This is a genomic window from Haloarcula salina (assembly GCF_049603855.1).
Taxonomy (GTDB): Archaea; Halobacteriota; Halobacteria; order Halobacteriales; family Haloarculaceae; genus Haloarcula; species Haloarcula salina_A.
This window is the reverse complement of sequence record NZ_CP187146.1, coordinates 1,590,761-1,614,344: the sequence shown is the minus strand read 5'-3', so window position 1 is coordinate 1,614,344 and position 23,584 is coordinate 1,590,761. Positions and strand designations below refer to the sequence as shown.

Sequence of the window (23,584 nt, the reverse complement as noted above, 5' to 3'; positions counted from 1 at the left end):
GGTCAGTCGCCCGCGCGCCTACTGCCACTCCATCCGGCAGTCCTCGTCGCAGAAGTGCGCCGTCTGGACGCTCTCGTCCTCGATCCAGGTGATGACGCGGTGGGTCACCTCGTTGACGATCGGCTCGCCGCAGGTGGCACACTCCGGTGCCTCGTCCTCGTCGATATCTTCGTGGTGATCGGATGTGGGGTCGACCATCTTAGTTGAGGGTGTTTTTCACGCCACTTAATCCCATATACTTGGCCCGTACGTAACGATCCTACACGCAATCAGGGTCGAAATCGGTACTCGAATCCGAGCAAGTAGATCGCCCGCCTCACCGATCCCGCGTGACCGACTCGCCGGGCGTCGTCGTCGCACCCGAAGAGAGAACGACGCCCGCGTTGAGGCTCGTGTTGATCGCCGTCTTGGCCCCGTCGCCGGCGACGACGCCGAACTTCCGTCGTCCCGTCGAGACGCGGTCGCCCTTCACCGTCAGCCGGACCGGCTCGCCGTCGTGACGCAGATTGGCCACCTGCGTCCCCGCGCCGAAGTTCACGTCGCGACCGATGACGCTGTCCCCGACGTAGGAGACGTGCGGGACGTTCGAGCCCGCCATCAGGACGGTGTTCTTGAGTTCGACGCCGTGGCCGACGTGGGTGTCCTCGCCGAGCAGCGTCGCGCCGCGGACGTACGCGTTCGGCCCGACGTGCGCGCCCGAGCGGATCAGCGCCGGCCCTTCGACGACGACGCCCGGTTCGACGACCGCGCCCTCCTCGACGACCACTTCGCCGCGCAGGTCGGCGTCGCCGCGGACCTCGCCATCGAGGCGGCGCTCCAGTTCGCCGAGCTTCCACTCGTTCGCTTCCAGCAGTTCCCACGGCCGGCCCACGTCGAGCCAGCGGTCCACCTCGACAGCGGTGACAGTCGACTCCTCGACGACCCGGGCGAGCACGTCCGTAATCTCGCGCTCGCCGCGGTCGCTGAGAGGCACGTCGAGCCAGTCGCGGGCCGCGGCGGGGAAGACGTACGCGCCGGCGTTGGCGAGGTCCGTCGGCGGGTCCGACGGCTTCTCGACGATGCCGGTCACGGTGTCGCCGTCGGTCGAGAGCACGCCGTAGCTCGTGGGGTCCTCGACGCGGTAGGCGGCGACCGACGGCGCGGCGTCGAACAGCGCGCCGAGGCTCGCCGCGTCGTAGAGGTTGTCGCCGTTCAGGACGGCGAATGGGCCGTCGAGGTGCTCGCGCGCCGCGGCGACGGCGTCGGCCGTGCCCTGCTGGCGCTCCTGGACGGCGAAGGAGACGGGGACGCCGCCGTAGTGGTCGCCGAAGTAGGACCGGACCGCCTCGGCCTCGTAGCCGACGACGAAGATCAGTTCGTCGGCCCCGGCCTCGATGGCGGTGTCGGCGGTGTGTGCGACCAGCGGCCGGTCCGCGACCGGGAGCATCGGCTTCGGCGTCTGCTCGGTCAACGGCCGCATCCGTGTGCCTTCTCCCGCCGCGAGTACGACAGCTTGCATGGTCGGGGCCTCTCCCGGCCCCGAAAAATACCTACCGCTGTGGGCTCGGTGCGAGGTGGAAAGCGACAGACAGCCGGCGCTCACGGACTCGTTCGCGGCAGGAATGTGCTCGGTATGGGATTTGAACCCGATGCCAGCCCTCACGTCGTTCGGGCTGCCGTGATTCAAATCCACGCCCACCAGCCGCTCACGGACTTGTTCGCGGCAGGAATGTGCTCGGTATGGGATTTGAACCCATGTCCTCGGCTCGAAAGGCCAAGATGATTGGCCGGACTACACCAACCGAGCGCATTCTGGCGTTTCGGGTGCTCCAATTTAACCCCATCGAAATCCCGGCTTCCTGTGGATGCGTCCCACTGACGAATGGCTGTCAACGCAGTGATACCCGCCACACAGTTTATTCGGCTCGCTGTCGGTCTGTCGGTATGCGCCTCAAATCGTTTCTCAAGAGCAACTTCCTCGCCGGACTCGTCCTCGTCGGCCCGCTGGTGGCGACCGTCGTCATCGTGCGCATCGTCCTCGGCTGGGTCGGCGGCTTCCTCGACCCCTTCATCCGGGGGACGCGCCTCGCCACGCTGACGGCCGACAACTTCCTGCTCGCACAGTTGCTGACGCTTTCGGTGCTCGTGGCGCTGATCGTCGTCCTCGGCTACGTCGCCCAGCGCAGCGTCGGCCAGCGCCTGTTCGGTCGGACGGGCCAGCTCGTGAACTTCGTCCCCGTCGTCCGAACGATCTACGGGAGCATCCGCCAGATGACCTCTTCCGTCGTCAACCGTCGGTCGGACTACGAGTCCGTCGTCTACGTCGAGTACCCGCGAGAAGGCGTTTACCAGCTGGGACTGAAGACCGGGGACGGGCCGCGTGACGCGGCCGAGGCAGCCGACGAGGACGTTTCGAGCGTGTTCGTTCCGGGCAGTCCGAACCCGACCCAGGGGATGCTCGTGCTGGTCCCCGAGAGTCAGACCTACGAGTCGGACCTGAGCGTCCGCGCGGCGATTCGGCTGCTGATGACGACCGGCATGGCCCAGTCCGACGGCGTCATCGAACTCGACGAGGACGAACTGGACCGGGCGACGCCCGGTCAGCCGTGACCAGACTGCCGTCTGTTATTTGCCCTGGAAGTCGGGCTCGTCGTCGCCCATGAACGCGTTGATTCCCTCCATCATGTCCTCCGTGCCGAACAGCGCGCCGAAGGCCTGCGCTTCGAGTTCGAGGCCGGCGTCGAGGTCGTCGCGGCCGGCGTGCATCGCGCGCTTGGTGAAGCGCTGGGCGACTGGCGGACCGGCGGCGAGGTCGGCCGCCAGCTCCATCGCGCGGTCGTCGAGTTCGTCGTTGCCGACGACCTCGTTGATGAAGCCGTACTCGGCCAGCTCGGCGGCGTCGTAGCGCTCGCCGGTGAAGATGATCTCCTTGGCGCGGCCTTCGCCGACGATGCGGGCGAGGCGCTGCGTGCCGCCCCAGCCGGGCATGATACCGAGGTTGTGCTCGGGCTGGCCGAGCGTCGAGCGCTCGGAGGCGACACGGAGGTCCGCACAGGTCGCCAGTTCCATCCCGCCGCCCAGCGCGTAGCCGTCGATGCCGGCGACCACGGGCATCGGGCACTCCTCGAGCTTGCCGAATACCTCCTGTCCCTTCCGGGAGAGTTCGACGGCGTCGAGCGGGGACGCGTTCGAGGCCATCGACTGCACGTCGGCCCCGGCCGAGAACGCCTTGTCGCCGGCTCCAGTGAGCAAGATCGCACGCACGTCGTCGTCCTCGGAGAGGTGGTCGACGGCGGCAGCGAGGTCGTCCAGCAGTTCCGGGCTGACGGTGTTCATCCGGTGGGGGCGGTCGAGTTCGACGTGTGCCACCATGTCGCCGGGGTACGAGATCGAGACCGTGTCGAACTCGGTCTCGCCGTCGTCGTCGCCGCCGTAGAAGCCGCTGTCTTCGGCGGCGTTTCGGAGGCCGTCGGAGACGGCGTACCGGGCCGCACCGGTCTCCTCGTGGGCAGATTCGAGCGTCTCGACGAGTGTGTCGAGCCCGATCTTGTCGGCCATCTTGCCCGGGCCGTCGGGGAAGCCGCCGCCGAGCATCACGGCCTCGTCGATGTCCGAGACGGGGGCCACGTCGTTCTCGACGAGCTTGCCGACCTCGTTGGCCATGACGGCCACGAGGCGGTGCTGGACGTCCTCGCGGCCGGCGTCGGCCGGGATGTCGACGCCGCCGTTCTCGTAGTCGTAGAAGCCCTGTCCGGTCTTCTTGCCGAGTTCCTCGTTCTCCACCTTCTCCTCGATGAGCGGGCACGGCTCGTAGGGGTCGCCGAGCACCTCGTGCATATATTCGAGGACGTGCAGACCCACGTCGTTGCCGACCTGGTCGGACAGTTCGAACGAACCCATCGGCAGGCCCATGTCGAACTTCGTCGTGGAGTCCACTTCCGCGATGGTCGCCACGTCGTCGTGGACGAGCCACGCGGCCTCGTTCATCAGCGGGACGAGGATGCGGTTGACGATGAAGCCCGGCGAGTCCTTGCGGACGCGGACCGGCGTCTTCTCGAAGTCCTCGGCGAGGGCCTCGATGGTCTCCAGGGTCTCCTCGGCGGTGTGGGCCCCCGTGATGACCTCGACAAGCTGCATCCGGACCGGCGGATTGAAGAAGTGCATCCCACAGAACTGCTCGGGTCGCTCGGTGACCTCGGAGAGTTCGGTTATCGAGAGGCTGGAGGTGTTGGTCGCGAAGATGGCCTCCTCGGGCGCGTACTCCTCGACCTCGGTGTAGACGTCCTTCTTGATCTCCATCTTCTCGGGGACCGCCTCGATGACGACGTCGGCGTCGCCGACCGCCTCCTCCACGTCCACCAGCGGCGTCACGCGGTCCAGCGCCGCGTCGGCTTCGGCCTGCGAGAGCTGGTCTTTCTCGGCCAGTTTGTTCAGGGACCACTCGATGTTGTCGTACCCGCTCTCGACGAACTCGTCTTTGATGTCCCGCATGCGAACCTCGTAGCCGGCGAGGGCGGCCACTTCCGTGATTCCGTGACCCATATTTCCGGCCCCGAGCACGGCGATTGTGTCGATATCCTCGAAATCCATGACATGTCCTTTCACTCTCGGCCGACGTTTCAACGTTTCTCTCGGGAGACAACCACTCGCTAGTTTATTATCGATTGCGAACCATTATTGCCGGCCCACGACAACATACCGCACATGGATTTCGACCTGACAGACGAGCAGCGACAGATCCGTGACGAGGTAGCTCGCTTCGCCGAAAACGAGATCGAGCCGGTGGCCACCGAGTACGACCGGGCGGAGGAGTTCCCCCACGAGGTCGTCGAGGCCGCTGCCGAGATGGGGCTGACCGGCGCGAACATCCCGCTCGAGTACGGTGGCGCGGGCTACGACACGCTGACGAACGCGATCATCGCCGAGGAACTGTTTGCCGCGGACGCGGGTATCGGTCTGAGCATCCAGTCCGCCGCGTTCGGGGCCGACGCCATCGTCGGCTTCGGGACGGACGAACAGAAGGAGCGCTACCTCGAACCGGTGGCGACGGGCGAGGCGATCATGGGCGCGGCCATCTCGGAGCCGGACACCGGCTCGGACGTGTCCTCGGTCTCGACCCGGGCGGAGAAAGACGGCGACGAGTGGGTCCTCGACGGGACGAAGATGTGGATCACGAACGGGACGGTCGGCGACTACTTCGTCGTCCTCTGTCAGACCGACCCCGACGCCGAGGGCCGCTACAACGGCTTCTCGCAGATCGTCGTCGAGGCCGACCGAGACGGGTTCGAAGCCGAGAAGATCACGGGCAAGCTCGGCATCCGCGCCTCGGACACCGCGGAACTGGTCTTCGACGGCGTCCGCGTCCCCGAGGAGAACCTCGTCGGCACGCGCGGGGCGGGCTTTCTCCAGCTCATGCAGTTCTTCGACGAAACGCGGACCGGCGTGGCCGCACAGGGCGTCGGTATCGCTCGCGGGGCCGCCGAGCGCGCGCTGGCGTACGCACAGGAGCGCGAGCAGTTCGGCCAGCCCATCTCGGAGTTCCAGGCCATCCAGCACAAGCTCGCGGAGATGTTCACCGAGATCGAGGCCGCGCGCCAGCTCACCTACAAGTCCGCCTGGAGCGTCGACCACGCGGACGACCAGCTGACCCAGCTTGCGTCGATGGCGAAAGAGAAGGCGTCGCGGGTGGCCGTCGACGTGGCCGACGAGGCCGTCCAGATCCACGGCGGGGCCGGCTACGTCGACGACTTCGACGTGGAGCGGTTCTACCGGGACGCGAAGATCACGCAGATCTACGAGGGAACCACCGAGATCCAGAAGAACATCGTCGCGCGCGAACTACTCGGCAAGGGAATCATGTGAGGTCCCTGACTAGTCGGTAGTGTTTAGTTTGGAGCATTGTACCAGCGAGCGAAACTCTGCAACCAATTTTCGGCTGTTTCCGGTTCGACGTGGCTGAAGCAGTTCGAAAACGACGAGGTTCGACGCTTCAGCTCTCGAAAAATCCGTTCGACAGCGTTCCGATTTCCGTGGCGACACATCTGAAATCGGAGTCCAGCTCGTTGAAGTGCAGTTTGGAGGTGTTGAGCGCCATCAACGAGAAAAATGGCAGTTTCGATATCGTGTTTTTGCCGAAGTTCGCGCAAGAAAATTTCCGTGAGAGTAATCGTAGTCGTCGCAAACAACCGGACGTGAAGCAGTTCGTTCGTTTCTGGATCGGCAGCGGCGTACAGCCAGAATTGCTGGTCGTTGATGCGAATCACCGTTTCGTCGAGCGCAATCTGATTCGGAGATTTACCGGATTTGGGCTGTAGATCGGCTTTCTGCACCCAATCGTGGATGGCTTTTCGACTTCGATTGACACCCAAATCTTCGAGTAATTCGACGGTATTTGACAGCGAGAGTCCCGCAACATGCGATTGAATACCCAGCGCCATCGCCGACTCGGGTGTCCGCTCGCGCTCCACAAAATCCAAATCAATCCAGTCTCTATTCCCGCTGAGGCGGCTGATTTCTGGCATAGGCACCAAGAAATCCGTCCGCCTCACTTTTCACGCTTAACTAAACACCGCCCGGTCAGCGTGCCGAAAACATATATCCGATGGCGGAGTCTAATTCCGTACATGAGTATCACCTGTGACGATGAAATTCTCGGTGGTGAGCCCCGAATAGACGGGACGAGAGTCGGTGTTCGCCACGTTGCGACTCGGGTCCTCGATAGCGACTCCACGCCCGCACACGTCGCCGACCAGTTCGACATCTCCCTGTCACAGGTGTACGAGGCGCTCTCGTACTACTACGCGAACGTCGAGGAACTGCGCGAGTTCGAGCGAGCTAACGAAGACGCGTTCGACCGCGTTCGCGACTCGTCGCTAAAGCCGAAAGAAACGATCCAGTGACGGGCGCGCGGATTCTCCTCGACGAACACGTCGGTCGCGTCTTCGAGCGACTGCTTCGCGAGCGCGGTCACGACGTCGAACAGGCGAAAGACCGGTTCGGGGAGTTCACGACCGATGCCGAACTACTGGAGTGGTGTGACAGCCACGAAACCGTCCTCTTGACGAACAACGCGAAGGACTTCGAGGCGCTCGACCAGGAGTACGACCACGCGGGCGTTCTCCTCTACTATCAGCAGACGCTCCCGGATACCGATCCCGAAGGCTTAGCACGGGCTGTCGACGAGGTGTTCACTCAGTACGGGACGGACGGCATCGAAAACGAACTCGTCGACCTGGGCGAGTGGTACGACTGGCTCCACGAGTAGTACGCTAACGGGCGACGTTCAGGACTCTCCGACGTTCTCAGTACCGCTCGCCCCGCGACGGCGTCGGTTCTCCGCACGCCCCTTCAGCCGACCCGACGTCCTTCCTACATCGACCCGAATCCGGGACGTTCATACGCGGGCGCGTCACCAACACTACCTAATGACCGACATCATCGACGGCAACGCCGTCGCCCAGTCCATCCGAGACGACCTGACGGACGCGATCGACCGGCTCGCCGACGAGGGCGTTCGCCCCTCGCTGGCGACGGTGCTGATGTCCGACGACCCCGCGAGCGAGACGTACGTCTCGATGAAGCAAAACGACTGCGAGGAGGTCGGCATCGAGGCCATCGACATCGACATCGACCCGGACGCCGACGCGTCTGAACTGTACGACACCGTCGACGACCTCAACGCCGACGAGAACGTCAACGGCATTCTCGTCCAGATGCCCGTCCCCGACCACGTCGAGGACCGCGAGGTCCTGCGCGCCATCGACCCGCTGAAAGACGTAGACGGCTTCCACCCGGAGAACGTGGGTCGCCTCGTCGCCGGCGACGCGCGCTACAAGCCCTGTACACCCCACGGAATCCAGAAGCTCATCGCCCACGCCGGAGTCGACACCGAGGGCAAGGACGCCGTGGTCGTCGGCCGCTCGGACATCGTCGGCAAGCCGATGGCGAACCTGTTCATCCAGAAGGCCCCCGGCGGCAACGCGACGACGACGGTGTGTCACTCCCGAACGGAGAACCTCGCAGAGCGGACCCGGAACGCCGACATCGTCGTCGCCGCGGCGGGCGTCCCGGAGATGATCGACGGCGACATGATCGGCGAGGGCGCGACGGTCATCGACGTGGGAATCAACCGCGTCGAGGCCGACACCGAGAAGGGCTACGAACTGGTCGGCGACGTGGAGTACGAGAGCGCGAAGGAGAAGGCCGGAGCCATCACTCCCGTTCCCGGCGGCGTCGGCCCGATGACCCGCGCGATGTTGCTGTACAACACGGTCAAGGCGGCCGGCCTCCAGCACGACGTCGCGGTCGACCTCCCCTGAATGCCGTCGCTGTCGGCGTTCGCGGACCGGGACGTGTACACCCGCCGCGTCACGCGCGAGACCGACGAGCACGGGCTGGCCGGCGTCCGCGAGCGTGCGGACCGCGGCCTCCACTGGGCGGTCGGCGCGCTCGTCACCGACACCGACGACCGTTCGCTGTTCGTCTACGAGGACGACACCTGGAAACTGCCCGGTGGCGGCGTCGAGGCCGGCGAGAACCGCGAAGCGGCGGTAGTGCGGGAAGTACGGGAGGAAACCGGCGTCGAGATAACCGTCGACGACCTGGCCGCGGTCACCGAGGTAACGGTGACGACACCGGAAACGCCAGAGAGCGAGACGTTCTTCTTCGGGACGTATCGCGGGACGCCACAGACGACAGCGCTCGCGTCAGACCCCGGCCTCGTCGACGAGGAGATAGAGACGGTCGCGTGGCGTGAGGCGGTGCCCGAGAGCTGCCTCGACCGGGACCTGCTGCGGCGGTTGCGGTAGCCGTCGCGGGCGCGTCGGCGGACGGGCACAGGGAGCGCGCTCAGGCGTCTTCGTCTTCGATACCGGTCAGCCAGTTCTCTGCCCTGACGGCGGCGCTCTCCTCGCCGGCGACGAACGAGCCCAGGTCGCGGGCCGCGTGGACGAGGCGGTTCGCGTCGGCTGGGTCTACGTCGCCGTCGAGGGCTTCGATCCGCTTGCGGTGGTCACGAATGCGGCCGGAGAGTCGGCGCGCGTCGGCGTTCGGGTTCGCGTCGAGGTACGTCCGAACGTCACCCTGATAGCGCTCGATCGCGGTCGCCATCGCCAGCCCGTACGGCGCTCTGAGGGCGTTCGGAACGTCGTCGACCGGCGGTCGATCCCCTTCGTCCGCGCCCCCGAGCAGTTCGTAGAAGTACCGCTCTGTGGGGTCGTCGACCCGCATCTCGCGGGCGACGTGTGCGGCGACGTGCTGGAGTTCGACCGCCGCGACGTACGTCTCCGACAGCGGCCTGAGAGCGCCCGCGTCGATGAAGCCGCGCTTCTGCGCGTACTCGCGGCAGGTATCGGCGGTCGCGGTCGCTATCTCGCGGAGCGAGTCCGCGTCGATGCGGTTCCTGACCGGTGTCAGGTCGAGCGTCGCCGGCGAGTCCGTGTGTTCGGTTCGCTCGTCGATGCCCACGCTGTGGAGGCTGCCACACTGTGGGCACTCCACGCTGCCCGTCTCGTAGTAGGCCCAGCGCGTGCCACACTCCTGGCACTCGCGCTCCCCGCGAATCTTCATGTGCGACACTCTGTGGGCCGCCCTCAAGATTGTTCCGCGAGCGCCGCGTACCGGCGAGCATGCGCTCGGAAGACGAGATCCGCGAGCAATACGAGTTCCTCGCCGAACAACTCGATTCAGAAGAGATGGACCACGAACGGGTCCGAATGATGTTCACCCACTACAAGCGGGCACTCGGGTGGGTCTTAGAGGAGGAACACATCTAGGATGTGTGCGACGTTCCATCCAGTTCTGTTCCGAAAGCTAACATCTGCAGGACAGGGCCGGTACATTTAAGTCATTCTGCCTCATTCGACCAAGTGACGCTTCGCTTGGAGGGCCGAAGCGTCAGCGGGGACCAATTCAGGGCGGCAAGCGGTCGCGATTTTCGCGACCGCTTTCCACTTACTTCGCTGCTACGATCCGAGCAGCGGCTATTCTGTGGTCAAGAAATCCGAAAAAAGACGGACGAGGCTACTCGATCGACAGCTCGTCGTCCGTCGCGTGTTCCGGCCACTCAAGTTCGACTTCGATACTCAGTTCGCCGTTCCCCTCGGCCGGTCCCTCGCGCTCGGCCTTCACTTCGAACTCCACCTGCGACGGTGGCGCGAGCGTCACCGACTGATCGCCGGCGCTGAGAGTTACGTCCGATCCCTCGTCGAGCGAGTCGGCCAGGCTTCTGAGGTAGTCCGCCACGGCGCTCCGGTCGAGAACGCGCTCGTTCTCGAAGAGGACAGTTTCGACCATAGTGACCATACGCCCTACTAACAAATAATCTCATCGCCATCAGTTTCCAGAGAGTGATGTAGATTTGATGCTATTTCGTGAGAAATATACCGCCGTAACAACGGTCTGTATCTCCGGTATTCGGAGAATTAGACATCACAGAAATCGACAACTTCTCTATGCCGATATATTTAAGAGTATAGATACATAATCATTACATAGGACCAATCGATGCACGACCTGACAGGCTTCCAGCGGGACCTCCTGTACGTCATCGCCGGCAGGGAGGAACCCCACGGATTGGCGATCAAGGAGGAACTCGAGGCATACTACGAGAAGGAGATCCACCACGGGCGCCTTTACCCTAACTTGGACACCCTTGTAGATAAGGGCTTGGTCGAGAAGGGGCAGCGTGACCGGCGGACGAACTTCTACACTCTCACTCGTCGCGGGCGACGCGAGATCGACGCGCGACGCGACTGGGAAGACCAGTACGTCGACCTCTAGCCGACTGACGACGGCGTTGGCCTCGCGCACGGACGAGCGACTGCCGTACGCAGAGCGCTCGGCTACTCGGCGAGGCACCCGCCGCGTGCTGCCTGCACCCGACCACTTTACCCGTCTCCTGTCGTATGCTACCTGTGAACGTGCTGTTGCAGTTCGACCCCGCACCAGTCCAGGCGTCGGTCCTGCACATCCTGCTGGCGGGGGCGCTCGGGATGTTTCTGGGGCTGGAGCGCGAGTGGTCACAGAAGTCGGCGGGGGTTCGGACGTTCGCGCTCATCAGCCTGTTGGCCGCGGTGTTCACTCTCGCAGAGAGCCAGGCGCTGCTGGTCGTCGGCGGCGTGCTGGTGATCGTCCAGGGAATCCTGCTGGCAGTGCAGGGCCTCCTCGACGACGAGAACGGCGAGGGGCTGTCGCTAACCACGTCGGTCTCGATGCTCGTCGCCTACGGCGTGGGCGCGCTCGTCGCGGAGGGGTTCGTCCTCGAAGGCGTCGCCGTCGCCGTCTTCTCGTCGCTCCTGCTGGTGCTCAAGCGCGAACTCCACTCGCTCGCGTGGGGCCTCTCGCGCGAGGAACTGCGTTCCGCGTCGGAGTTCGCTATCCTCGCGTTCGTCATCTACCCGCTCCTCCCGGCCGAACCAGTCGAACTCCCCGGCGGACTGCTGGACATCAGCGTCGAGCTCCGGGTGATCTGGCTGATGGTCATGTTCGTCGCTGGTATCGGCATCGTCAACTACGCCATCGTCCAGAGCTACGGCGGCCGCGGCATCGCCGTGACCGGGTTCTTCGGCGGCATCGCGTCCTCGACGGCCGTGGTCGGGACGATGCTCGACCACGTCCGTCAGCGGCCGGACGCGGCCTCCTACGCGGTGGCCGCGATCCTGTTGGCCGACGCCGCGATGGCGCTGCGGAACCTCCTCATCACCGTCGTGTTCACCATCGAGCGCGGTATCCTCGTCGAGGCGGTCGTACCGCTCGGCGCGGTCATCGTCGGTAGCGTGGCCATCGCGGCCTACACTGCGGACTGGTCGGAGACCGTCGAGATGGGACTCGAGAGCCCGTTCTCGATGCGAAACGCGCTGGCGTTCGGCGGGGTCTTCTTGCTGGTCGTTGTCCTGGGCGGCGTCGCGCAGTCGCAGTTCGGTACCGCCGGGCTCTACGTCACGTCCGCGCTCAGCGGGCTGGTTTCGAGCGCCGGAGCGACGACCTCCGCCGTGTTACTGTACCGCGGCGGCGCGATCGACGGCCCGACGGCGATGGTTGCCATCCTGGCCGCGACGGCGGCCAGCATCGGCGTCAAGGCGGCGCTGACGGCCCCGGGGCCGAACCGGGCGTTCGCGTCCCGCGTCGCGTTCTGGAGCTCCGTCGTGCTCGGCGTGGCGACCGTGTTCGCGCTGGGACTGCTCCTCTAGAACTGGTAGCGTCGGTCGTCGTTGTCCTGGGGCTGGGGGAACTGATTGCCGGTCATCTCGTCGAACGTCATCCCCGAGAGGTACTCGTCGTACGTGCAGTCGTAGCCAGACCGGAGGTGGAAGTCGAGCGTCCCCCGGTCGACGGTGGACTGAAAGAGCATGTGGATCGCGCGCCGGACCAGTTCGTCGGTGTCGTCGGGATCCATCGCCACCGACAGCATCGCGAGTTCGTTGCGCGTCTCGCGGTCGAGCGACAGCGAGAGATCGTCGCCCAGGTCGCCGTAGGCCGCTTCGATGTCGTCCTGCAGATCGTCGAGGCTCATAGCGCACCCGAGGTCCAGCGCGAGGAAACCCCTTACGACTCCGATCGGAACCGGTCAGACGACGCCACACGACCGTGACAGTGAGTAACTATCAGGATAATAAATTTTATCAAATGGAATGTTAATAGCATATGCGACGGTCGTCCTCCGACCGATTTGGGGTAACAATGACGGGTTCTGGCGGCGGGCCACGGGGTGGAAACGGGGGTGAACACGGCACCACCGACACACGGGGCGGCGAGAGCGACGCCCTCATCGGTGGGCTGGTGCCGACGTTCGTATCCCGGAACTACGCGGCGAAGTTCGCCGTGGCACTGCTCGTCGTGATCGTCGTGCTCTCGGCGGTCGGTTCGGTCAGTTACTATCAGGTCCACCAGCGGGTCGAGCGTGACGCGAAGACGGACCTCCGAACCTCGGCGTCCCACCACGCCGATACCGTCGCAGCCTGGCGATCTGACACCGAGGCGATGACCGCGACTGTCGCGGCGTCGCCCGTGTTCGGCGAGGGAACGACCGCGGACGTTCGCCGGCATCTCGTCGCGAGCCTCGGGGCGGACGCGTCGCCGATCCGCGGGCTGTACTACGCCGAACCGTCCGATGGCGGGTACACGGTCGTCGCCAGTACCAACGTTTCTGCCTCCGGCACGTCGGTGGCCGTGCTCGAACCGATGTGGACCGGTGCGCTCGACGACGCGACGGAGGCCGCCGTCCCGACCCGGACCGTGACGACGTCGCCCGTCTACGGCGACGGTGAACCCGCGACGGTTGCGTTCGCAAGCCCTGTCTCCGGTTCGGACGGCGCGCTCGTCCTCGTCGCGACGATTCCGACCGATCGACTCCAGACTCACCGTGCGGAGTTCGAGACGACTCTGCTCACCGCCGAGGGCGAGCCGATGGCTGGGGCCGACCAGACCCGCGGTGTCCCGGTGCGGCAGGCGGGTGTCGACGAAGCCGCGACAGGCGGCCAGCCGGTCGTCGAAACCGATAGCGCGGTCACGGCGTACGCACCGGTGAACGGCACGAACTGGGTCGTCGCCACGTCGGCGGATACCGCGTCGCTGTACGCGACGACGCGGACCATCCAGCGGAGCCTCATCGTCATCGTCGGCACGGCCATCGTCTCGCTGTCCGTGGTAGGCGTGGTCCTCGGCCGGCACACCTTGCTGCCGCTCATCCGACTCCGGAGCCGCACGAAGGCGATGGAGCAGGGCGATCTCGGCGTCGATCTCTCGACGACGCGCCGCGACGAGATCGGCCGGCTGTACCAGTCCTTCGCGAACATGCGCGACGCACTCAGAACGCAGATCCGAGAGGCGCACGATGCGCGCGAGGCGGCCGAGCGGTCCAGTCGGGAGCTGGAGCGCCAGAACGAGCGCCTCGACGAGTTCGCGTCGACGCTGAGCCACGACCTGCGCAACCCGCTGACGGTCGCCCGCGGCCACGTCGAACTCCTCTCGGCCCGGTTGTCGGAGCGTGATCCCGACGGCGACGACCTGCAGACTCACATCGAGAAACTGGAGGGCGCACACGACCGCATCGAGTCGATCATCGACGACGTGCTGACGCTGACGCGGAAAGGGGCGAGCGTCGAGGAGACCGAGCCGGTCCCGCTCGACGCCGTCATCGCCGACGCGTGGGACAACATCGACAGCAAGAACGCCACGCTCGACGTACAGGAGAGCCGGACGATTCACGCCGACCGCTCGCGGCTCCTGCGCGCCTTCGAGAACCTCTTTCGGAATTCCATCGACCACGTCGGCGACGACGTGACCGTCTCTGTGGGACTGACCGATCACGGCTTCTACGTGGCCGACGACGGCCCCGGAATCCCCACCGAGGAGGTCGACGACATCTTCGACTACGGGCACACGACCAGCGACGAGGGGACCGGACTCGGTCTCTCCATCGTCAAGACGATCGCCGACGCGCACGGCTGGCGGCTGTACGTCGACACGACCTACGTCGGCGGCGCGATGTTCGTCTTCGCGGACGTGTTCGACGCCGACGAACCGGACTGGTACGGCACCGACTTCGAGTGGGTCGGCGTCGAGTCCGACGACTGACCGCCACGCACAAAACAGGACGGCGCGAAGGGCGTCGCATGAGCGACAAGTCGTCGACGGCAGAGCGTCCAGGGATCGTGCCCGAGGACCCCGCTGCCGTCCAGCGGGCGCTGATCGAGTGGTACGAGGCCGACCACCGCTCGTTTCCGTGGCGCGAGACCGAAGATCCCTACGAGATTCTCGTCTCCGAGGTGATGAGCCAGCAGACCCAACTGGACCGCGTCGTCGACGCGTGGGAGGACTTCCTCGACAGGTGGCCGACCGCCGCGGACCTCGCCGCCGCGGATCGGGCAGACGTTGTCGGCTTCTGGACCAGCCACTCGCTCGGCTACAACAACCGCGCGAAGTACCTCCACGAGGCCGCGCGGCAAGTTCGCGACGACTTCGACGGCGCGTGGCCCCGCGACCCCGACGGCCTCAGCGACCTGATGGGCGTCGGCCCGTACACCGCCAACGCCGTCGCCTCCTTCGCGTTCAACAACGGGGACGCCGTCGTCGACACCAACGTCAAGCGCGTCCTGTACCGCGCCTTCGACGTGCCGGACGACGACGACGCCTTCGAGACCGTCGCCAGCGCGCTCATGCCCGACGGCGAGTCGCGCGTCTGGAACAACGCGATCATGGAACTGGGCGGCGTAGCCTGCGGGAAGACGCCCGATTGCGACGGCGCGGCGTGTCCCTGGCGCGAGTGGTGTTCGGCCTACGAGACGGGCGATTTCACCGCGCCGGACGTGCCCACACAGCCGACCTTCGAAGGGAGCCGTCGGCAATTCCGGGGCCGGATCGTTCGCCTCCTCGGCGACCACGACGGGATGGACCTGGACACGCTTGGTCATCGGATTCGTGTGGACTACACACCCGACGGTGAGCACGGCCGCGAGTGGCTTCGAGACCTCCTTTCGGATCTCGCCGACGACGGTCTCGTCAAGATCGAAGAAGACGACGGTCAGATAACTGCTCGCCTTCGATAACCCAGTTAAGACTCGCTGGCCTACTTCTCCAGAGCCCCAGAACGACTCACATCGGTGTGCGGACATCAGTATGTCCGAACATGCGTGTCCACCGTCGCATGTAGTGTATTTTACTTCGGTCTATCGCCTACACTCATTGGATGACTGCCCGTGTCTATTACCATCATCCCGAAGATTCTCAGTATTCTCTCGCGTATGTCACTCAGGACAGGGGTGAGATAACGACATCCGGTCAACGTGCGATTATTGAGCACTACGATTTCGATGAGGAGTTCTTTGTGCTGTATACGAATCGTGGGGCGAGTGGTACGGTTGAGGACCTTGACGACGAATTCGAAGACGTACTTGATGAGATGTCACCAGAGGATCGGACGATCACCGTGCGGTTGCTCCAGATCTTCGAGGAGATTGTCGAGGAGAAGGAACTGGAAGAGGAAGCGAAGCTCGAAATCTACAAGCAGATCGATTTAGAGCGGATTCCCGATGCTATTGCACGCGTCGATTGGACCGGTACTGCCGTCGATGTCGCAGGGCAACTCATGTCTACGCTGATTCTGAAACATGCGCTACCCAACGCGAACCACCGGACTTCGATCAGCATGGCTCAGTGGTATCTAGAGAGCATCGAAACCGGGTTCTCCTTTCCGGACTTTGCGACCGAAGCGTACGACTGGAAGACCTGGGTTAACGAGTACATTACCGAATCGAAGCGGCTTCTCACGGTTCGGCGGAATACGACGGCATTCTCGTTACTCTCTGAGTGGGGGTGTGACACCGTTATCCGGAAGAACGGTATCGAGATCGTTCTTGCAGAGTACGACCTCGATTTCACTCGTTCAGAAGCGTACGCACACTATGGGACTGCACACACCGAACTCTGTACGGAGTTCCTCACTGAATCCCTTACCCGTGCTGGACACGACGAACTCGTCAGTATCGAAGGGATCGGAAAAGCGGCGTTCGTCTCGTTCCTCGAAAAGGCAGAATAACCGCGCTAGTCCTGAAGGTCCGCGACAGTGCGCCCGAGTTCCCGGGCATGTTCGCTCTCGCTTACGTCGTACCGCTCTTCTATCGAGCGGAGTTGTTCTTGAAAGGTCATCGTGGGAGCCTCCAGCCCGTTCTGTTATAAGAGAGGTGATTCCCGCATAAGAACCTTTCCCGACGACCAAAGGTAGTGCTCAGAAGAGCAAATCGGTCGAAATCGACAGTTCACTTTCACCCTGAATGGGGAACTAATATTCGGTCAGACATACCACGGTCACCAAACAGCGTTGTCGAAGGCTCGCATATGCATATCCCCGAAGGACAGACACTCTGAAGGAGTTCTGTCGAGTTATTTTCGACTCGCCAGAGCCCGCCCTGGAGAGATATCATGGACAACGCATCAAATCGTTCTTACACCTCCCGGTAGACTGGCGGATCGAGGGGATGAAGGACCAGTTAAGAGGTGCGTCTGAGGAGCGGAGTTGCCGAACTCGGCAAGCAGAGCCAACTCGACGACTTCTGCGGACGACTCGGGCCGCGAATCCGGGTCGACTACGCCCCCGAGGGCGAGTACGGTCGCGAGTGGCTCCGTGGACTGCTCTCGGATCTCGACGATGACGGACTCGTAGACCTGGACGAGCGCGACGGCGAGATGGTCGCGCGACTCCGGCGGTGACGACTGCCGAAACCGCCATCACACTTCGCCGTCGGTCTCCAGTTCTCTGGAGAAGACGGCCTCGTCGTAGGGTTCGCCGCCGATGGTGACCGTCCGCGTGTTCGACCGCTCGAAGCCGTGGTTCAGGAAGAAGCGTCGGCTCTTGTCGTTCGAGGCGAGGTCGAGCGCCCGGATTCGCTCGACGCCGTGCGATTCGAACATCTCCTTGAGCCGCTCGTACAGCGCTGTCCCGACGCGCTCGCGGTGGTAATCCGGGTCCACGTACAGGCGGAGAATCGTCCCGACGGTCTGGAGCGTGATGCCCTGCGTGAAGCCCACGATGTCGCCGTCTTGCTCGGCGACCAGCAGAATCGCCTCGATATCTTCGAGGTCGTTCGCGGGGACGCCGCCGGCCCACCCGTGGAGCGCGGCCCCGAGCGGGTCCGCGTACCAGTCGTCGATGGTCGACTCGATGACCGCGGGGTCGAGTTCGTCGTACGCGTCGTGCCACGCGCGCCTGGCCACCCGGCGAACGTCGTCGGCGTCGGCGTCGAACGCCGGCCTGACGGTCGTCATAGCGACTCGCTCGGGGCGTCTGGGCTGTTCGCTCGCCGGTCGCGTCGCCGGGACGGACGGGCGGGCGTCGCCGCGGCGTCGAGGCGAGACGACGGTTCGGATACCATTGCTGGGGGAGTCTACAGGTGATTTGAGCTATCGCGGCTAATATCCATCCCTTCGCGGGTGGGAAGGGTTGGCACAATCTATAATGGTCTTTCATTAGGTTTATGTAGGATACCCTCGTTGGTGGTCCTGTATGAGGACAGTCATCCTCGGTGTCATCGGCTCCGACGCGCACGTCGTCGGAATTACCATCCTTGAACGGGCGTTCGAAGCGGCGGGGTTCGAAGTCGTGAACCTCGGCGTACAGACGTCCCAGTCGGAGTTCATCGAGGCCGCGGCGGACCACGACGCGGAGGCGATCCTCGTCTCCTCGCTGTACGGCCACGCCGAGCAGGACTGTCAGGGCTTCCATCAGGCGATGAACGAGGCCGGCCTGGACGTGACGACGTACATCGGCGGGAACCTCGCCGTCGGGCAGGACTCCTTCGACGAGACGCGAAAGACCTTCCGCGAGATGGGCTTCGACCGCGTGTTCAACTCCGAGACGGACCCGCAGGAGGCCATCGAGGCGCTCAAGGCCGACCTCGGCCACCGCTCGCGCGAGGCTGCGTCCGAGCGGACGCGACTGCGATCCTGAGGGCGGCCCTTCTCCGTCGCGTCTGTTTTCGCCGATAGCGCCGTCGCCGTCCGAGATCACCCGAAGCGCTGTCAGTGGATCCCGAAAATATATGCTGTGCCTGGGGCTGCTCTCACTCGTGACCCCTGACCGCTCCGTTCCGTCGCCCTCCCCGTCCGTCGCGTGGTCGCTGCTCGCCGGCGCGTACGCGTTCGTCTGTAGCTCGCTGGTGTTGCTGCCGCTGAGTGTCGTCGCCGACACGCTGCTGACGGTTCTCGGCCTCCAATCGGCGTACGCGGCGGTCCTCCTTCCAGCGTCCGCCGGTGTCGTCGGGGCGGTCGGCTGGTGGGCGCTCGTCGAGCGGCGCGCGGCGCAATCCTACTTGCTCGGCGCGCTCTTCGGCCTGGTGACGGCCGTCGTCACGGTGTCGCTCTGGACGCTCGCTGTCCTGGTCGTCTGGGGTCCACGGACGGTGCTGCTCGCGGGCGTCGTCGTCGTCGGATTCGCTCTCGCGGTGACGGCACCAATCGGCGCGGTCGGGGGGCTTCCCCTGATGTACGCGCGCCGGCGCTTCGACGGCCTCGTATCCTGACGCGTGAACGGTCGAGCCGCCGAAACCGGGGTTTGGCGGGCCCGAACGGTCGGGTGTGTCGAGCCTGGACGGCCGCGTCGACCCCGTCCACCATCCCTATACCGGGCCCATGCGATACTCCGGCCATGTCCAGACCCCACGTCGTCGGCGTCGTCGGGAGCCTCAGAGACGAGAGCTACACCCGCGTCGGCATCGAACGCGCGCTCGCGGCCGCCGCGGACGCCGGCGCGACGACCGAATTGCTCGATCTCGGTGAGTTCGATTTGCCGGTGTTCGACGCGGACCAGCGAGAGGTCGGCGACGCCGTCGACTTCGCCGACCACATCCACGCCGCCGACTCGATCCTGCTCGGGACGCCCGTGTACCACGGCTCGTACTCGGGCGTGCTGAAGAACGCGCTCGACTACTGCGGCTTCGACGAGTTCGAACACAAGACGGTGGGCCTACTCGCCGTCGCCGGCGGCGGGTTTCCGATCACCGCGCTCGAACACCTCCGGTCCGTCTGTCGCTCGCTCAACTGCTGGGTGATCCCCCACCAGGCCGCGATTCCGCGGGCCCGGACCTACGTCGAGGACGGAGAAATCGCCGACGAGGACATCGAGGACCGCGTCGTGACGCTCGGCGAGGAAGCGGTGCAGTACGCGAACATCGAGCCCGATCCGGCGTGTTTCGAGAGTACGGAGAACGTCGGAGCGGACGATTAGCCGGGAGGGCCGCGGAGCGTGTCCGAGCCGTAAGCGGCCGGTTCGAAGGGGCTGAAGCCTCTCGCTCAAAACCGCGGTCGACGCGGAGAAGGAAACCGTCAAATCGGCCCGTTTCCAAGTGTCCGGCGTGACGCAGTGGGTCGAGAATCCGACCGGAGGGCGTGACCGCGGACCGGCGGCGCTGGTCCGCGCGTGGGCCGAGATTCTCCGGCGACCGCGGCGGTTCTTCCGGACCGGCGTCGCGCCGGGCGATCAGGCACCGGGACTGGTGTTCGCGTCGATGGTCGTACTCGTCGAGGAGGCGAGTCGCTTCGCCGTCGTCCATCTGGCCGAGCGGGGACTCCTTTCGACCGGGCCGTTCGACTATCCGGCGCTCATCGGCTTCTCGCCCGGCGTCGCCGTGCTCGTGTTGCTGGCCATCATCATGTTCGTGACGCCGGCGACGGTGCACCTGACCGCGGCGGTGCAGACGCTACTCCTGGTCCCCACCGCGCCGGACCGGGGCGGTATCAGCGAGACGGTACAGGTGCTGTGCTACGCGATGGCTCCGTGCCTGTTCGCGGGCCTGCCGAGCCCCGAGGTCCGGGCGCTCGTCGCCGTCTGGGGCGCGGGGCTGTACGTCCTCGGAACGGCGACGGTTCACGACCTCAGGCTCCCGGTCGCGGCGGTCGTGGGGGCCGTCCCCGCGGCTATCGTTTTCGGGTACGGCTTCCGGGGGTTCCACGCGCTGTCGCTGGTGACCGGGTTTTAGGTGGCCACCGCTCTCCTCTCGGGTATGCTCAGCATCGACATCGACCAGTTCATGCTCGAACTCAAAGACGGCGCGTTCAAGAGCGTCGGCCCGTCGAACAAGGAGGCGACGATCAAGATGTACGACGTCGAGGGGGTCGACGTGCGGGAGTACGGCGACAAGCGCGTGAAACTCGCCTTCGAAGACGAACAGGGCAGCGAGATCGAGATCGCCCTGTTCCCGGAACAGGCCAGAGCGGTCGCCTCGGGCCTCGAACTCCTCGAAACGGAGAGCGAGCTGTTCGACTGAGCCGTGCCGTTCCGACGGTCTCGAAGTCGTCTGGATTTCGACAACCGTTTTAGGCACGACATGCTTTCACCGTGTAATGGGTTCGTGTATCATCTGCGGCAAATCTGTCGAAGGACGCATCTGTGACCTCCACGAGGAGGACGCCCTGTTCGAGTTCCGCGGCTCTCGCCCCGACCAGCTATCGGTCGGTCGGTACTACCGCGGCAGTGTCGACGGCTTCGCCGAGTTCGGCGTGTTCGTCGACATCGGCGACAGTGTCACTGGGCTTCTCCACCGGAGCGAACTGGACCGACGGCTCGACTCCCTCGACTGGGAGCCGGGCGACGACGTCTACGTCCAGGTCAAGAACGTGCGCGACAACGGCAACATCGACCTCGGCTGGTCGATCCGACAGGCCGAACGCGAGTTCCGCGGCGTCCTCGTCGACGACCCGGAGATCGGCCACTCGGTCCTGCTCGATGACGAGGAGGACGACGAGGAGACGAGCGACTCCGAGACCACCGACGAGACGGTCGACGCCGACGCCGAAACCGGAACTGAATCCGAGGCCGAGGCTGAGAACGACTCCGACGACGCGGAACAGACCGCTGACGACGAGGCTTCGAGCGCCGGTGCGGTGAGCCGGGCCAGCGACGAGGACCGCGTCTCGGGCGCCGGCTCCGTCGGCGAGAGCGACGGGGGATCAGCGGCGGTCGTCGCCGAATCCGACGAGACCGACGACGAAGCGGCCTCGGCTCCCGAGCCAGTCGCCGTCGCCATCGGCGACCTCGACGAACACGTCGGCGAAGACGTCCGACTGGAGGGCGAGGTCGTCGGCATCCGACAGACCTCCGGCCCGACGGTGTTCGAACTGCAAGACGAGACCGCCACCGTCGACTGCGCGGCCTTCGTCGAGGCCGGCGTCCGCGCCTACCCCGAGGTCGAGGAGGCCGACATGATCCGACTGGATGGCGAGGTCCGCCGCCGCCGCGGCGAACTGCAGGTGGAGACCGACGAGCTGACAGTCCTCGAAGCCGGCGAGCGTGACGAAGTCGAACAGCGGCTCGCCGACGCGCTGGACGACGAGGCACGACCGGAGACCGTCGAACCGCTGGCCGACGACCCCGCCATCGCGGACCTCTCCGAGGAACTGGTCGAGACGGCCACGCAGATCCGCAAGGCCGTCCTCACCGACCGGCCGGTCATCGTCCGGCACGCCAACACCGCGGACGGCTACCTGGCCGGGAGCGCGCTCGAACGCGCCACGCTCCCGCTGGTGAGCGAGCAGCACCGTCGTGCCGACGCGCAGTACCACTACTTCGACCGCCGACCGCTGGAGGGCGGCGTCTACGACATGGACGATGCCACGAAGGACACGACGACGATGCTCGACAACCGGGAGCGCCACGAGGAGAAGCTCCCGCTGTTCGTCTTCGTCGCCGCCGGCGGCACGCGCGAGAGCCTCGACGGCTTCGACCTCCTGAACGTCTACGGAGCACCGAGCGTCGTCATCGACGACATCGACGTGGACGGCGCAGTGGTCGACGCGGTCGACGCCGTCGTCTCGCCGACCGTGGCTGACGCCCCGGACACCACCGCGACCGCGCTCGCGGCCAACGTCGCCGCCCACGTCAACGACGACGTGCGCGACGACCTTCGACACCTCCCGGCCGTGAGCTTCTGGGAGGACGCGCCGGAGTCGTACCTCGACGCAGCGAGCGAGGCCGGCTACGACGCCGACGCCGTCGCCGAACTCCGCGAGGCCGTCGCGCTGGAGGCGCACTACCAGTCCTACGAGGACAAGCGCGAACTCATCACCGACCTCGTCTTCGGCGACGACGAGGAGGACGTGGGCGGCCTCGCCGGCCACGTCTCCGAACAGTTCCGCGAGAAGGTCGACGAGGAGGTCTCGACCGCGCGGGCCAACCTCGACTACCGCACCGTCGACGGCGTGGACATCGCCGTGCTGGACACGGACGCGTTCACCCATCAGTACGAGTTCCCGCCGGAGTCGCTCCTGCTGGACGAACTCCACCGCGACGTGCGCGACGAGTGCTCGGCCGTCCTCGGCATCTCCACGGACACGATGTACGTCCGGACCGACGGCGACGTTGCCCTGCACGACCTCGCGGCCGCCGTGGCCGAACGGGTCCCCGAAGGCGGCGTCGCGACCCGGAGCGTCCGCGAGGGGACGATCCGCTACCTGGCCGGCGAGCGCCCGGCCGTGCTCGACGCGACGCTCGACGTGCTGGCCGACCAGCTGTAACGCGGCGAGTCTTTTTCCGGTCGCGTGCTGTCACCGTGCCCATGAGCGACGGCCCCGTCAACGCCGACGACCTCGACTGGACCGACTACGACCACGGCGACCGGCAGTTCCGGCGCAAGCAACTGGGCGAGGCCGCCGGCGGCGAGGAACTCGGCGCGAGTCTTTACGCCGTGCCGGCGGGCAAGCGACTGTGGCTGCGTCACTACCACGAGGGCAACGAGGAGGCGATTTTCGTCCAGCGCGGGACGGGGACGCTGTGGCTCGGGCCCGAGAAGGAGGAACACGCGCTCGAACCCGGCGACTACGTCGCGCTCCCGGCCGGCGAGGAGAGCGCCCACGAGATCGCGGCCGGCGAGGAGGAACTGCGCCTGCTGATGGTCTCGACGATGGAGGAACCCGACATTACCGTCTATCCCGACAGAGAGATGGTGGGGCTGTACGCCGGGGCGGCACCCGGCGGCGACGCCGCGGAGCGCTCCCTGTCGACGTATCTCGACGCCACCGCGGAGAAAGACTACTGGGACGAGTAAGTCGAGGAGTCGCGTCGGTCCGCTGCCCGAACCGGTCCAGATGCACACGTCAGTCGCCGGGAGCAGGCTTAACC

At 65.4% G+C, this 23,584-nt stretch carries 27 protein-coding genes, 1 tRNA gene and 1 pseudogene; 20 read left to right on the top strand and 9 right to left on the bottom strand.

The genetic code is table 11. The features are described 5' to 3' along the window. Positions 1–18: 18 nt before the first annotated feature. The 3 genes from ACOZ4I_RS08375 to ACOZ4I_RS08365 form a co-directional block, all read right to left on the bottom strand. Positions 19–198: a DUF7576 family protein gene (locus ACOZ4I_RS08375; protein WP_424004715.1), complete on the bottom strand. Its 180-nt coding sequence runs from the start codon at positions 196–198 to the stop codon at positions 19–21. Between the two features lie 118 nt (positions 199–316). Beyond that, positions 317–1,498 carry a bifunctional sugar-1-phosphate nucleotidylyltransferase/acetyltransferase gene (gene glmU, locus ACOZ4I_RS08370; RefSeq protein WP_424004714.1) on the bottom strand — a complete coding sequence of 394 codons (1,182 nt, stop codon included), beginning with the start codon at positions 1,496–1,498 and terminating at the stop codon, positions 317–319. Between the two features lie 213 nt (positions 1,499–1,711). Beyond that, positions 1,712–1,786: transfer RNA gene (locus ACOZ4I_RS08365), tRNA-Glu, on the bottom strand. Between the two features lie 137 nt (positions 1,787–1,923). On the opposite strand from ACOZ4I_RS08365, the gene ACOZ4I_RS08360 reads away from it, so the two are divergent. Further along, positions 1,924–2,589 carry a DUF502 domain-containing protein gene (locus ACOZ4I_RS08360; protein WP_424004713.1) on the top strand — a complete coding sequence of 222 codons (666 nt, stop codon included), beginning with the start codon at positions 1,924–1,926 and terminating at the stop codon, positions 2,587–2,589. Positions 2,590–2,604: 15 nt separating this feature from the next. On the opposite strand, the gene ACOZ4I_RS08355 is transcribed toward ACOZ4I_RS08360, so the two are convergent. Then, the gene (locus ACOZ4I_RS08355) at positions 2,605–4,569 is read right to left on the bottom strand and encodes a 3-hydroxyacyl-CoA dehydrogenase NAD-binding domain-containing protein (RefSeq protein WP_424004712.1); all 1,965 of its coding nucleotides are present in this window, start codon (positions 4,567–4,569) and stop codon (positions 2,605–2,607) included. A gap of 114 nt (positions 4,570–4,683) precedes the next feature. Here ACOZ4I_RS08355 and ACOZ4I_RS08350 point away from each other — a divergent pair, with 114 nt between their 5' ends. After that, the gene (locus ACOZ4I_RS08350) at positions 4,684–5,841 is read left to right on the top strand and encodes an acyl-CoA dehydrogenase family protein (protein ID WP_424004711.1); all 1,158 of its coding nucleotides are present in this window, start codon (positions 4,684–4,686) and stop codon (positions 5,839–5,841) included. Between the two features lie 23 nt (positions 5,842–5,864). On the opposite strand, the gene ACOZ4I_RS08345 is transcribed toward ACOZ4I_RS08350, so the two are convergent. Further along, positions 5,865–6,500: an IS6 family transposase gene (locus ACOZ4I_RS08345; protein ID WP_423998662.1), complete on the bottom strand. Its 636-nt coding sequence runs from the start codon at positions 6,498–6,500 to the stop codon at positions 5,865–5,867. Positions 6,501–6,602: 102 nt separating this feature from the next. Between ACOZ4I_RS08345 and ACOZ4I_RS08340 the strand changes: the two genes are divergently transcribed. The 4 genes from ACOZ4I_RS08340 (at position 6,603) to ACOZ4I_RS08325 (ending at position 8,786) form a co-directional block, all read left to right on the top strand. Then, complete coding sequence (locus ACOZ4I_RS08340; protein ID WP_424004710.1) at positions 6,603–6,878, top strand: DUF433 domain-containing protein; 276 nt, start codon at positions 6,603–6,605, stop codon at positions 6,876–6,878. Then, the gene (locus ACOZ4I_RS08335) at positions 6,875–7,243 is read left to right on the top strand and encodes a DUF5615 family PIN-like protein (RefSeq protein ID WP_424004709.1); all 369 of its coding nucleotides are present in this window, start codon (positions 6,875–6,877) and stop codon (positions 7,241–7,243) included. The genes ACOZ4I_RS08340 and ACOZ4I_RS08335 overlap by 4 nt, the downstream gene beginning before the upstream one ends. A gap of 160 nt (positions 7,244–7,403) precedes the next feature. Then, positions 7,404–8,297 (top strand): bifunctional methylenetetrahydrofolate dehydrogenase/methenyltetrahydrofolate cyclohydrolase, encoded by an 894-nt coding sequence (locus ACOZ4I_RS08330; protein ID WP_424004708.1) that lies wholly within the window; start codon positions 7,404–7,406, stop codon positions 8,295–8,297. Beyond that, positions 8,298–8,786: an NUDIX hydrolase gene (locus ACOZ4I_RS08325; protein ID WP_424004707.1), complete on the top strand. Its 489-nt coding sequence runs from the start codon at positions 8,298–8,300 to the stop codon at positions 8,784–8,786. A 40-nt stretch (positions 8,787–8,826) separates the two neighbouring features. Here ACOZ4I_RS08325 and ACOZ4I_RS08320 read toward each other — a convergent pair whose 3' ends face one another. Next, positions 8,827–9,546 carry a DUF7117 family protein gene (locus ACOZ4I_RS08320; protein WP_424004706.1) on the bottom strand — a complete coding sequence of 240 codons (720 nt, stop codon included), beginning with the start codon at positions 9,544–9,546 and terminating at the stop codon, positions 8,827–8,829. Between the two features lie 59 nt (positions 9,547–9,605). On the opposite strand from ACOZ4I_RS08320, the gene ACOZ4I_RS08315 reads away from it, so the two are divergent. Beyond that, entirely contained in the window at positions 9,606–9,752 is a 147-nt protein-coding gene (locus ACOZ4I_RS08315; RefSeq protein WP_424004705.1) for a hypothetical protein, read from the top strand. 247 nt (positions 9,753–9,999) lie between these two features. Here ACOZ4I_RS08315 and ACOZ4I_RS08310 read toward each other — a convergent pair whose 3' ends face one another. Then, entirely contained in the window at positions 10,000–10,272 is a 273-nt protein-coding gene (locus tag ACOZ4I_RS08310; RefSeq protein WP_424004704.1) for an amphi-Trp domain-containing protein, read from the bottom strand. 210 nt (positions 10,273–10,482) lie between these two features. Between ACOZ4I_RS08310 and ACOZ4I_RS08305 the strand changes: the two genes are divergently transcribed. Then, positions 10,483–10,758: a PadR family transcriptional regulator gene (locus ACOZ4I_RS08305; RefSeq protein WP_162414014.1), complete on the top strand. Its 276-nt coding sequence runs from the start codon at positions 10,483–10,485 to the stop codon at positions 10,756–10,758. A 134-nt stretch (positions 10,759–10,892) separates the two neighbouring features. Then, on the top strand, positions 10,893–12,167 hold the full coding sequence (locus ACOZ4I_RS08300) for an MgtC/SapB family protein (RefSeq protein WP_424004703.1): 1,275 nt from the start codon (positions 10,893–10,895) through the stop codon (positions 12,165–12,167). On the opposite strand, the gene ACOZ4I_RS08295 is transcribed toward ACOZ4I_RS08300, so the two are convergent. Beyond that, positions 12,164–12,490, bottom strand: a complete 327-nt coding sequence (locus ACOZ4I_RS08295) for a hypothetical protein (protein WP_424004702.1) — start codon at positions 12,488–12,490, stop codon at positions 12,164–12,166. The genes ACOZ4I_RS08300 and ACOZ4I_RS08295 overlap by 4 nt on opposite strands. Before the next feature lie 167 nt (positions 12,491–12,657). On the opposite strand from ACOZ4I_RS08295, the gene ACOZ4I_RS08290 reads away from it, so the two are divergent. The 4 genes and pseudogenes from ACOZ4I_RS08290 to ACOZ4I_RS08275 form a co-directional block, all read left to right on the top strand. After that, positions 12,658–14,553: an ATP-binding protein gene (locus ACOZ4I_RS08290; protein WP_424004701.1), complete on the top strand. Its 1,896-nt coding sequence runs from the start codon at positions 12,658–12,660 to the stop codon at positions 14,551–14,553. A 38-nt stretch (positions 14,554–14,591) separates the two neighbouring features. Beyond that, entirely contained in the window at positions 14,592–15,524 is a 933-nt protein-coding gene (locus ACOZ4I_RS08285) for an A/G-specific adenine glycosylase (RefSeq protein ID WP_424004700.1), read from the top strand. 140 nt (positions 15,525–15,664) lie between these two features. Further along, positions 15,665–16,513: a hypothetical protein gene (locus ACOZ4I_RS08280; RefSeq protein ID WP_424004699.1), complete on the top strand. Its 849-nt coding sequence runs from the start codon at positions 15,665–15,667 to the stop codon at positions 16,511–16,513. A 524-nt stretch (positions 16,514–17,037) separates the two neighbouring features. After that, positions 17,038–17,184, top strand: a pseudogene (locus tag ACOZ4I_RS08275) (A/G-specific adenine glycosylase); the annotation flags it as partial. 18 nt (positions 17,185–17,202) lie between these two features. Here the strand turns inward: ACOZ4I_RS08275 and ACOZ4I_RS08270 are convergent. Then, a complete protein-coding gene (locus ACOZ4I_RS08270) occupies positions 17,203–17,739 on the bottom strand; it encodes an N-acetyltransferase family protein (protein ID WP_424004698.1) in 537 nt (178 codons plus the stop codon). A 238-nt stretch (positions 17,740–17,977) separates the two neighbouring features. Here ACOZ4I_RS08270 and glmS point away from each other — a divergent pair, with 238 nt between their 5' ends. The 7 genes from glmS (at position 17,978) to ACOZ4I_RS08235 (ending at position 23,510) form a co-directional block, all read left to right on the top strand. Next, positions 17,978–18,421: a methylaspartate mutase subunit S gene (gene glmS / locus ACOZ4I_RS08265; protein ID WP_424004697.1), complete on the top strand. Its 444-nt coding sequence runs from the start codon at positions 17,978–17,980 to the stop codon at positions 18,419–18,421. A 118-nt stretch (positions 18,422–18,539) separates the two neighbouring features. Continuing rightward, a complete protein-coding gene (locus tag ACOZ4I_RS08260; RefSeq protein ID WP_424004696.1) occupies positions 18,540–18,992 on the top strand; it encodes a hypothetical protein in 453 nt (150 codons plus the stop codon). Positions 18,993–19,117: 125 nt separating this feature from the next. Next, a complete protein-coding gene (locus ACOZ4I_RS08255; RefSeq protein ID WP_424004695.1) occupies positions 19,118–19,696 on the top strand; it encodes an NADPH-dependent FMN reductase in 579 nt (192 codons plus the stop codon). Positions 19,697–19,823: 127 nt separating this feature from the next. Beyond that, complete coding sequence (locus tag ACOZ4I_RS08250) at positions 19,824–20,447, top strand: YIP1 family protein (protein ID WP_424004694.1); 624 nt, start codon at positions 19,824–19,826, stop codon at positions 20,445–20,447. A gap of 24 nt (positions 20,448–20,471) precedes the next feature. After that, on the top strand, positions 20,472–20,735 hold the full coding sequence (locus ACOZ4I_RS08245; RefSeq protein ID WP_424004693.1) for a hypothetical protein: 264 nt from the start codon (positions 20,472–20,474) through the stop codon (positions 20,733–20,735). Positions 20,736–20,811: 76 nt separating this feature from the next. Then, positions 20,812–22,980: an OB-fold nucleic acid binding domain-containing protein gene (locus ACOZ4I_RS08240; RefSeq protein ID WP_424004692.1), complete on the top strand. Its 2,169-nt coding sequence runs from the start codon at positions 20,812–20,814 to the stop codon at positions 22,978–22,980. A 41-nt stretch (positions 22,981–23,021) separates the two neighbouring features. Beyond that, complete coding sequence (locus ACOZ4I_RS08235; RefSeq protein WP_424004691.1) at positions 23,022–23,510, top strand: cupin domain-containing protein; 489 nt, start codon at positions 23,022–23,024, stop codon at positions 23,508–23,510. Positions 23,511–23,584: the final 74 nt, after the last annotated feature.

What these genes read in the sequence shown, in the direction of transcription:
- ACOZ4I_RS08375 (WP_424004715.1), bottom strand. Translation starts at nt 198, where the DNA reads ATGGTCGACCCCACATCCGATCACCACGAAGATATCGACGAGGACGAG.
- glmU (WP_424004714.1), bottom strand. Translation starts at nt 1,498, where the DNA reads ATGCAAGCTGTCGTACTCGCGGCGGGAGAAGGCACACGGATGCGGCCG.
- ACOZ4I_RS08360 (WP_424004713.1), top strand. Translation starts at nt 1,924, where the DNA reads ATGCGCCTCAAATCGTTTCTCAAGAGCAACTTCCTCGCCGGACTCGTC.
- ACOZ4I_RS08355 (WP_424004712.1), bottom strand. Translation starts at nt 4,569, where the DNA reads ATGGATTTCGAGGATATCGACACAATCGCCGTGCTCGGGGCCGGAAAT.
- ACOZ4I_RS08350 (WP_424004711.1), top strand. Translation starts at nt 4,684, where the DNA reads ATGGATTTCGACCTGACAGACGAGCAGCGACAGATCCGTGACGAGGTA.
- ACOZ4I_RS08345 (WP_423998662.1), bottom strand. Translation starts at nt 6,500, where the DNA reads ATGCCAGAAATCAGCCGCCTCAGCGGGAATAGAGACTGGATTGATTTG.
- ACOZ4I_RS08340 (WP_424004710.1), top strand. Translation starts at nt 6,603, where the DNA reads ATGAGTATCACCTGTGACGATGAAATTCTCGGTGGTGAGCCCCGAATA.
- ACOZ4I_RS08330 (WP_424004708.1), top strand. Translation starts at nt 7,404, where the DNA reads ATGACCGACATCATCGACGGCAACGCCGTCGCCCAGTCCATCCGAGAC.
- ACOZ4I_RS08325 (WP_424004707.1), top strand. Translation starts at nt 8,298, where the DNA reads ATGCCGTCGCTGTCGGCGTTCGCGGACCGGGACGTGTACACCCGCCGC.
- ACOZ4I_RS08320 (WP_424004706.1), bottom strand. Translation starts at nt 9,546, where the DNA reads ATGAAGATTCGCGGGGAGCGCGAGTGCCAGGAGTGTGGCACGCGCTGG.
- ACOZ4I_RS08315 (WP_424004705.1), top strand. Translation starts at nt 9,606, where the DNA reads ATGCGCTCGGAAGACGAGATCCGCGAGCAATACGAGTTCCTCGCCGAA.
- ACOZ4I_RS08310 (WP_424004704.1), bottom strand. Translation starts at nt 10,272, where the DNA reads ATGGTCGAAACTGTCCTCTTCGAGAACGAGCGCGTTCTCGACCGGAGC.
- ACOZ4I_RS08305 (WP_162414014.1), top strand. Translation starts at nt 10,483, where the DNA reads ATGCACGACCTGACAGGCTTCCAGCGGGACCTCCTGTACGTCATCGCC.
- ACOZ4I_RS08295 (WP_424004702.1), bottom strand. Translation starts at nt 12,490, where the DNA reads ATGAGCCTCGACGATCTGCAGGACGACATCGAAGCGGCCTACGGCGAC.
- ACOZ4I_RS08290 (WP_424004701.1), top strand. Translation starts at nt 12,658, where the DNA reads ATGACGGGTTCTGGCGGCGGGCCACGGGGTGGAAACGGGGGTGAACAC.
- ACOZ4I_RS08285 (WP_424004700.1), top strand. Translation starts at nt 14,592, where the DNA reads ATGAGCGACAAGTCGTCGACGGCAGAGCGTCCAGGGATCGTGCCCGAG.
- ACOZ4I_RS08280 (WP_424004699.1), top strand. Translation starts at nt 15,665, where the DNA reads ATGACTGCCCGTGTCTATTACCATCATCCCGAAGATTCTCAGTATTCT.
- ACOZ4I_RS08270 (WP_424004698.1), bottom strand. Translation starts at nt 17,739, where the DNA reads ATGACGACCGTCAGGCCGGCGTTCGACGCCGACGCCGACGACGTTCGC.
- glmS (WP_424004697.1), top strand. Translation starts at nt 17,978, where the DNA reads ATGAGGACAGTCATCCTCGGTGTCATCGGCTCCGACGCGCACGTCGTC.
- ACOZ4I_RS08255 (WP_424004695.1), top strand. Translation starts at nt 19,118, where the DNA reads ATGTCCAGACCCCACGTCGTCGGCGTCGTCGGGAGCCTCAGAGACGAG.
- ACOZ4I_RS08245 (WP_424004693.1), top strand. Translation starts at nt 20,472, where the DNA reads ATGCTCAGCATCGACATCGACCAGTTCATGCTCGAACTCAAAGACGGC.
- ACOZ4I_RS08240 (WP_424004692.1), top strand. Translation starts at nt 20,812, where the DNA reads ATGGGTTCGTGTATCATCTGCGGCAAATCTGTCGAAGGACGCATCTGT.
- ACOZ4I_RS08235 (WP_424004691.1), top strand. Translation starts at nt 23,022, where the DNA reads ATGAGCGACGGCCCCGTCAACGCCGACGACCTCGACTGGACCGACTAC.